General features: G+C 63.0%; 5 protein-coding genes and 2 pseudogenes. 5 read left to right on the top strand and 2 right to left on the bottom strand.

The features are described 5' to 3' along the window. The 3 genes and pseudogenes from DDF70_RS34645 to DDF70_RS34635 all read left to right on the top strand — a co-directional run. A pseudogene (locus DDF70_RS34645) lies at positions 1-532 on the top strand (transposase); the annotation flags it as partial. Between the two features lie 655 nt (positions 533-1,187). Continuing rightward, positions 1,188-3,098 (top strand): potassium transporter Kup, encoded by a 1,911-nt coding sequence (locus tag DDF70_RS34640; protein ID WP_114949068.1) that lies wholly within the window; start codon positions 1,188-1,190, stop codon positions 3,096-3,098. 148 nt (positions 3,099-3,246) lie between these two features. Then, on the top strand, positions 3,247-3,570 hold the full coding sequence (locus DDF70_RS34635) for a hypothetical protein (protein ID WP_114949067.1): 324 nt from the start codon (positions 3,247-3,249) through the stop codon (positions 3,568-3,570). Positions 3,571-4,249: 679 nt separating this feature from the next. On the opposite strand, the gene DDF70_RS34630 is transcribed toward DDF70_RS34635, so the two are convergent. Then, a complete protein-coding gene (locus DDF70_RS34630) occupies positions 4,250-4,651 on the bottom strand; it encodes a response regulator (protein WP_162820888.1) in 402 nt (133 codons plus the stop codon). Between the two features lie 393 nt (positions 4,652-5,044). Between DDF70_RS34630 and DDF70_RS34625 the strand changes: the two genes are divergently transcribed. After that, positions 5,045-5,194, top strand: coding sequence for a hypothetical protein (locus DDF70_RS34625; RefSeq protein ID WP_205772621.1), 150 nt, complete (start codon positions 5,045-5,047; stop codon positions 5,192-5,194). Positions 5,195-5,681: 487 nt separating this feature from the next. Here DDF70_RS34625 and DDF70_RS34620 read toward each other — a convergent pair. After that, positions 5,682-5,961: pseudogene (locus DDF70_RS34620) on the bottom strand (XdhC family protein). A 142-nt stretch (positions 5,962-6,103) separates the two neighbouring features. On the opposite strand from DDF70_RS34620, the gene DDF70_RS34615 reads away from it, so the two are divergent. Beyond that, on the top strand, positions 6,104-7,267 hold the full coding sequence (locus DDF70_RS34615) for an IS110 family RNA-guided transposase (protein WP_114944612.1): 1,164 nt from the start codon (positions 6,104-6,106) through the stop codon (positions 7,265-7,267). The last annotated feature ends 241 nt before the right edge of the window (positions 7,268-7,508 follow it).

Here is a 7,508-nt window from a genome sequence, read left to right as displayed (position 1 = left end):
GGTGACGAGGTGCTGGCCTGCGAGGGCAGCGGTGTCCTGCCCTATGTTCCCAAGACGCTGACCTCCGGCAACACCAAGCGCGGTCTCTTCACCGGGCAGGACTTCATCTACGACGCCGAGCAGGACCACTACACCTGCCCGGCGGGCCAGCACCTGACCAAGGGCAAGGTGCGTTCAGATCGCCGGGACAATATCGATCATTACCGGAATCTGACCGCCTGTTCGAGCTGTGCCCTCAAGCCCCGCTGCACGCCGGACACGCACAAGCGGGTAAAAGCGCTGGCAGCATGAGGATGTGCTTGACCGGATGCAGGCTCGGCTGGAGCGGATGCCGGAGGCCATGACGATCAGGCGGCAGACGGTGGAGCATCCGTTCGGGACCATCAAGGCCTGGATGGGCAGCACGCACTTCCTGATGAAGACCTTGGAGAAGGTCAAAACCGAGATGAGCCTGCACGTGCTGGCCTACAACCTGAAGCGGATAATCAGCATCCTCGGTGTCCAGCCGCTGCTGAAGGCTCTCGAAGCCTGACGCCACACGCCCGCCCATGCGCACCATCACGGTACCCGCAAACCAGCGCTCGTCATCCGCACGTCAGCAACCGCGTTTTCACACGGCCTCGGTCAAACTGAGCCATTGAGCGTGGCCTCATGAAGGTCAGCTTTCCCTATGAATACGAAAACTCGGCCATCGTCTGCCTCGTGCCATTCCCGACCTTCCCAATGGCATCGTTGGAGTCGGGCCTTGGAGGGGCGGCTCCTCAGCCGGTCCCCTGGGGACAACCCGTAGCATTGCGGGCCTAGCTCTTGCTGGGAAGTATTGGCTACGGCACAGGCTTTCGGTCTCCGGCAGGAATAGTCATGACCCCACAACCCATCTCCACCGCTCCGCAGGAAGACGATCACCCGCTCCTCCTGTTCTGCCCTGATCAGGGGGCTGGCACACGGGCGTCTGGTTCCGGGGGAAATGGCTGGCCTACATAGATAGCAGCGTCGTGCTGGAGCCCTCCCATTGGCTCCCGGTTCCCGCCGGCCCAGCCGACGTAGAGTGATCCAGCCCACAATCGGGACTACTTTCAATCGCCTTGGCGGTCAGAACACGCGGCCCTCAGGAGTGAAACCCTCCACCGCGCAGGCACGTTGAGCCGACGGGAGTCCTACTCCCCTCTGGAAGAACGGGTGGGTTGATGGCTGCGACCGGGATCAGCGAACGGGTGGAAGTCGCCCCGGCGGGACATGGGCATGCCGTCCCGACCTCCTTCTGGGCTCTCACCCTTGGTACCATCGGGGTCGTCTACGGCGACATCGGCACCAGCCCACTCTATGCACTGAAGGAGAGCCTGGCCGCCGCGACGGGTCATGCGGGCTCCAGCGCCCTTACCCGTGAGATGGTGCTGGGGGTGGTCTCTCTCATTCTGTGGACGCTGATCATCATCGTGACGATCAAGTACGTGGTCTTTGTCCTTCGAGCCGACAACAACGGTGAGGGCGGCACCCTCTCGCTCGTGACCCTGGCCCAACGAGCCCTCGGCCACAGCACCGGGATCACCATCGTTCTCGGCATGATCGGCGCGTCCCTGTTCTACGGCGACACCATCATCACCCCTGCCATCTCCGTCCTCTCGGCGGTTGAGGGCCTCAAGCTGGTCACGCCCGCCTTCGATCCCTACGTGGTGCCACTCAGTCTGGTGATCCTTATCACCCTCTTCGCCGTCCAGCGCTTCGGCACGGCGAGCGTGGCCGCCTGGTTCGGCCCGATCACCGCCTTCTGGTTCGTCGTCATGGCTCTGGGCGGCCTGATGCACATCCGGGATGACCTGAGCATCCTTGCCGCCATCAACCCGGTGCACGGCCTCGGCTTTGTGGCCAACCACGGCACCGCCGGGCTGCTTGCGCTCGGCGCGGTGTTCCTGTCGGTGACCGGCGCGGAGGCGCTCTATGCTGACATGGGTCACTTCGGTCGGACACCGATCCGCACGGCCTGGCTCGGCCTCGTCCTACCGGCACTCGCCCTCAACTATCTCGGTCAAGGCGCCATGCTGCTGGCCCATCCCGAGGGGCTAGAGAACCCGTTCTTCCTGCTCTACCCGTCCTGGACGCTATTGCCGATGGTGATCCTCGCCACGGTGGCCACGATCATCGCCAGCCAGGCAGTGATCACCGGCGCGTTCTCGATCTCGGAGCAGGCGATGCACCTCGGCGTGCTGCCCCGCTTCCGGGTGATGCGTACCTCCGAGACCGAGAAGGGCCAGATCTATGTCCCGTTCATCAACTGGCTCCTGCTCTTCGCCGTCATCCTGGTCGTCGTCCTGTTCGAGTCGTCGAGCGCCCTGGCTGCGGCTTACGGACTTGCCGTGACCGGTGACATGGTGATCACATCGTCCCTGCTGTTCATCGTGGCGTGGAAGTTCTGGCGCTGGTCGCCAGCTGTGGCCGCGCTGGTGATTGCGCCGTTCCTCGCTATCGAGCTCGTCTTCCTCGGGGCGAACGCTCTTAAGATCCCGCACGGTGGCTGGTTCCCGCTTCTGGTCGGCACAGGCCTATTCATCCTGATGTGGACTTGGCGCAAGGGCACGCACCTGCTGGCGGAGATCTCGCACCGGGGCCGCCCGCCATTGGCCGAGTTCATGCGCAGGGCCGAGACCAGCCCGGTGCCACGTGTTCCGGGAACCGCCATCTTCCTGACCGGGAACGCTCAGGACGTGCCGGCCGCCCTGCTGCACAACCTGAAGCACAACAAGGTGCTGCATGACCACAACGTGCTCCTGACCGTCGTGACCGAAGAGGTGCCACGCCTGCATGACGAGGGCCGCGTCACGATTGAGAAGCTCTCGGACCGGTTCTCGCGGGTGATGGTGCGGTTCGGCTTCATGGAGCACCCGAACGTGCCCAGGGCGCTGAAGGCAGCCAATTTCGATCTGGAGGACGCCTCGTTCTTCCTGTCACGGCGGGCGCTGCAACCCTCGGCCCAATCAGGCCTGCCGCTCTGGCAGGACTACCTGTTCATTCCAATGGCCCGCGCTGCGAGCGATGTCTCGGACCAGTTCTGCATCCCGGAGGATCAAGCGGTCGAGGTGGGCGCTCGGGTCACGATCTGACCCAGTTGCTGTTGGGACGATTACCCCATCAGGCGGGATCAATGAGGAGCCACGCCATCATAAAAGCCGAGCTGAAACGCTCTTGTGCCACCCCCGTTGATTGAGGATCGGATCGCCGTGAGCGATTGAATCATACGGAGAAGCAGCCATGCGTAGCGAACTGAAGTATGTTTTCGTTGCCGCCGCCCTGGTGTTCCCAACCCTCGCTGTTGCTGAAACTGGCGGCGCAGCAGCCGGTGCCGCAGCCGGTGGCGCGGCGGGTGCGGTTGTTGGTGGTCCGGTTGGGGCAGCCGTGGGTGCCGGCGTCGGTGGTGCGGCTGGTGATGCTGCCTCAGGACCAGACCAGAAGAACATCAAGATTGAACACCGGGATGTCGGCACCACCGGAACGACAGGCTGCTCGACCACAACGCAGCAAAAGACCAATGATGTGACGGGGAGCACAACGACAAAGCAGCAGACCAACTGCTGAGGGTAATTCCTCAAGCGGTGCAGCTATTGTGCCGCCTGCCCCACCGACAAAGCGTGGTCGGTGGGGTGGTGAGTTTCGCGCCTTAAACTGACGATTGGCGCGATTGCGAACGACAGCGCAGGAACAGCGCCTCTCCCGGCGGATCAGCCCATCACCCAGTCTCTCACGGACGACGCACTGCCGCTTGAGGAGTATCTGCTTCCGTAGATCCTCTGAGCTTCAGCCGGCTCGGACTTTGGGTGTAGAGCAGTGTCCCAGGGAGAGTTATCGCAGCCCGAGGAACGACAAGATCGCCAGAATGACGACGATGGCCCCGATAATCCAGATGATGCGGTTCACTGCTGCGCTCCTCCGTCCAATCGCAAGCTCCAACGCTCCCATGCTGCGGGCTGTTCCTCGCTTGGGACTGCCTGGGCCAGAACAAGATTGTGACTTGGCTCAGAACGGTTGCCCCCGTCCGAACAGGCGCAACCAGTTGGATCAGCAAAATAAACAGCTCTAAGAAAGAGGTTACAATCAGCGCCGGTCGTGACCCTCTCAATCCGCAGAAGGTTCCAAGCCAATCAGCGGCTTACCCTCGGTCCATGAACGGGTCTGAGTTCAACGCCGAATGACACCCGGCTCCCCAACCATTCATCCTTCGGGAGGGCGCTGCTGATCCGTCCTTACCCTCGTATGCTCATGCCGCGTACGCTGCCGCCTCCTCAGGCGCAATCCGTCGGACCAGTTGGCTGATCACACCGGCGAGTTGATGCGGACGGTAAGGCGTGCGCAGGCACGGAGCCCCGCTGACCTTCTCGGTGTCCCGCAATCTGAAGGGCATGCGTGAGGTGTAGATCACCTTGAGGTCGGGATCGGACACACGGGCGTCCCTGGCAAGGCAGAGGCCGGCACCAGCCAGCCCGAGATCGGTGTCGATGACCAGAACACTGATGCGCCGGTTCGTGCGAAGCAGATGCCCAGCCTCCTCGACAGTACTGGGAAGGAGCACCTCATAGCCGTAGCCGACCAAGCTGCTGGCGGTTGTCATCCCGGCCAACCGATCACCGGAAACAAGCAGAACGAGAGGCTGTCGGCTCATGAGCATATACCCTGGACGGAGCGCGCGAAGGCACCCTCTGAAACGGAAAGGTTGTTCGGAAATCAGGCCCGCGAATGTGCTGTGATTGGCCTGCTGGGATCATGGTCGGCCAACAGGGTTAACCAGAGGTTAACCACCCCTGCCCTGCAGGAGCTGGACAGCCGGGAAAACGCAGTGGTCGTGTCCGTCTGCCCTCCGGCTGCGTGGTCTCTCCAGGTGCACCGAATGCCTCAAGCCGCTCCTGAGCGGCTTTGAGTGCGGCCTCCTTCCAGACCGGTAGAGTCCGCGCTGGTGGTGGAAATTTGCTGACGCGCCGGGTGATGGGATGAGGTGGTCATTGGGAGGACCGGCTATGGTGGAGTTGCTCGACTGCCCCCAGCTGAAGGAACCCCAATGACCGATGACAGACTACCACTGGCTGAGCTGATGGCGAAGGCCGACGACGGCGACTTTCTGCGCAGTGTCGCCGAAAGCGTGCTCCAGATCCTGATGGAAGCCGATGTCGAGCCCGCCCTCCGGTGTAAATCGGCACCCAAAAGTTGACCCCCTATCAGAACGGGTGCAACTGGCTGAACATGCGAAACAAACCGCTATGACAGAGGGGTCACAGTCGGCGCCGCTCATGACCCTCGCACTCTGAGAAAGACCTCAAGCCGCCGAGAGGCTTACGCGTGACACGTGATAGGGTCGAGGTTCAAAGCCGAATAACACTCGTGGCCACCTTGCCAGCACCGGTGGCAAGCCAAGCGGGACTGGTCCCCTGATTAGGAATGTCGCTTAGGACCAAACTTTCGCCGTCCGGCCGCTCCCGGCCGGCTTCCGGCCGCTCCCATTCGACAGACGACGTCTCTCTGATTTTGGCACGGCCCTTGCCCGACGAGACGCGACGACCGATCCGTCGAGTTCTCGATGAGAAGGAAGGGTTATGAGCACGAATCCGTCGAAGTCCAGGACTGCCCCAGTCATTGCCTGCCACAGCAGCACAGCTGCACGATTGGGAGCCGTTCTGGTGAATCATCCTGCCGATGACCTAGACACGGATGCGTCCGCCGCAGGTGAGACCGACCTGCCAAGCTGTCTCGTCGGCAATTCCGAATTCCAGCATCCAGGGCTTCCGTGATCACCGCACCCTCGACGCAGCCGCCAGAAACGGAACCCAGGAAGTTGGCGGCTTCATCGATGACGAGACGACTTCCAACCGGGCGGGGTGCAGATCCCCAGGTCTCGACGACGGTCGCAACCGCAACGCCCCTGCCAGCGCGCTTCCAGGCTTCGGCCTCCCTCAGGATGTCCGCATCGCTCGTGATCATGTCATCACCCAGTAGATCCTTCCGCGTCGTCAGCGATGCGCGGGTCTTGGCATTCTAACATTACAGATCCTATGGGGGTGGATAGCGGTCCACTCTCTGGCAGAGTGAGGTTGCGATATCCACTCACGCTGGAGACCAACCGATGTCCGTTGAGCCCCGATTTGAGCAAACCGCTATCCGCACCCATCTTGGCGCAATCTTCGTCTCACTGGAACTCAGTCGTTCGGTCTGGCTGATCACGTCCCTGTCGCCCGGGGCCGGGGAGACAATGTCCAAGCACAGCGTGCGCGGCGGCGATGTGGCCGGCCTGCTGACGCGGCTTGCTCAGTTGCAGGAGAAAGCGCGCACTCGAACCGGTCAGCTATTTCCGATCATTGTCATCCAGGAGGCGGGTCTGGATGGGTTCTGGATCCATCGCGTGCTGGAGAGCGAGGGGATCGAGAGCCATGTGGTCGATCCCGCCTCGATTGCGGTCTCGCGCCGCTGCCGGCGGGCCAAGACCGACAAGATCGACGGCGAGGCCCTGGTGCGCACGCTGCTGGCCTACAAGCGTGGGGAGCCGCGGGTGTGTGCGATGGTCCGGGCTCCCACGCCTGAGCAGGAGGATCGGCGCCGCATCAGCCGCGAGCGCAAGACGCTCACGGCCGAGCGCGTTCAGCACGTCAACCGGATCAAGGGCCTGCTGTTCGCGCAGGGGATCGGCGACTATGAGCCCCTGCACCGCGACCGCAGAACACGGCTCGAGGCGCTCACGACCGGTGATGGCCGGCCGCTGCCAGTGCACCTGAAGACCCAGATCAGCCGCGAACTCGATCGGCTGGAGCTGCTGCTGGAACAGATCAAGGCGGTGGAAGCCGAGCGGGACCAGCTGCTTGCCTCTGCCCATGAGGAGGCCGGCGCCGTGCCACCGGGGCGACTGCTTCCCCTGAAAGGCATCGGTCAGGAAGCCGCCGCTGTTCTGTGGGCGGAGGGCCTGTTCCGCACCTTCGCCAATCGCCGGCAGGTGGCGGCCTATGCGGGCCTGGCCCCCACCCCCTGGAAGAGCGGATCGATTGATCGCGAGCAAGGCGTGTCGAAGGCCGGCAACCCACGCCTGCGCACCACCATGATCCAGCTCGCCTGGTTGTGGCTGCGCCATCAGCCCGCCTCAGCCCTGAGCCAGTGGTTCCAGGAGCGTGTCCGGCGCAACGGCGGGCGCCTGAAGAAGCCGATGATCGTGGCGCTGGCCCGCAAACTTCTCGTCGCGCTGTGGAAGTATGTGACCGCTGGGGTGATCATCGAGGGTGCCGTGATGAGGTCTGCGTAAGGCACGGCACGACTGAGTGGATGTGCTTCGCTGGACCCTGATCAGGTCCGGCGGATCCAGGAGGACGGACCGATGTGCAATAGGGCTTGGCATGCCGCACTACAGAAGGGTCCCGTCGCCTGAGCCCTCGTCCGCTGCAAGCGGGATGATGGTGCGGCTGCGTGCGCGCAGCGACCGGATGTGAGTGGGAGCTGGCGCTGGACACGGGCCAGATCATGCAACGGGCTCAGACCTTGGATGT

Source organism: Microvirga calopogonii (genome assembly GCF_003347665.1).
GTDB classification, from domain to species: Bacteria; Pseudomonadota; Alphaproteobacteria; order Rhizobiales; family Beijerinckiaceae; genus Microvirga; species Microvirga calopogonii.
Note: the sequence above shows the minus strand (reverse complement) of the source record. Positions and strands in the feature narration are given on the sequence as shown.

What these genes read in the sequence shown, in the direction of transcription:
- DDF70_RS34630 (WP_162820888.1), bottom strand. Translation starts at nt 4,651, where the DNA reads ATGAGCCGACAGCCTCTCGTTCTGCTTGTTTCCGGTGATCGGTTGGCC.
- DDF70_RS34625 (WP_205772621.1), top strand. Translation starts at nt 5,045, where the DNA reads ATGACCGATGACAGACTACCACTGGCTGAGCTGATGGCGAAGGCCGAC.
- DDF70_RS34635 (WP_114949067.1), top strand. Translation starts at nt 3,247, where the DNA reads ATGCGTAGCGAACTGAAGTATGTTTTCGTTGCCGCCGCCCTGGTGTTC.
- DDF70_RS34640 (WP_114949068.1), top strand. Translation starts at nt 1,188, where the DNA reads ATGGCTGCGACCGGGATCAGCGAACGGGTGGAAGTCGCCCCGGCGGGA.
- DDF70_RS34615 (WP_114944612.1), top strand. Translation starts at nt 6,104, where the DNA reads ATGTCCGTTGAGCCCCGATTTGAGCAAACCGCTATCCGCACCCATCTT.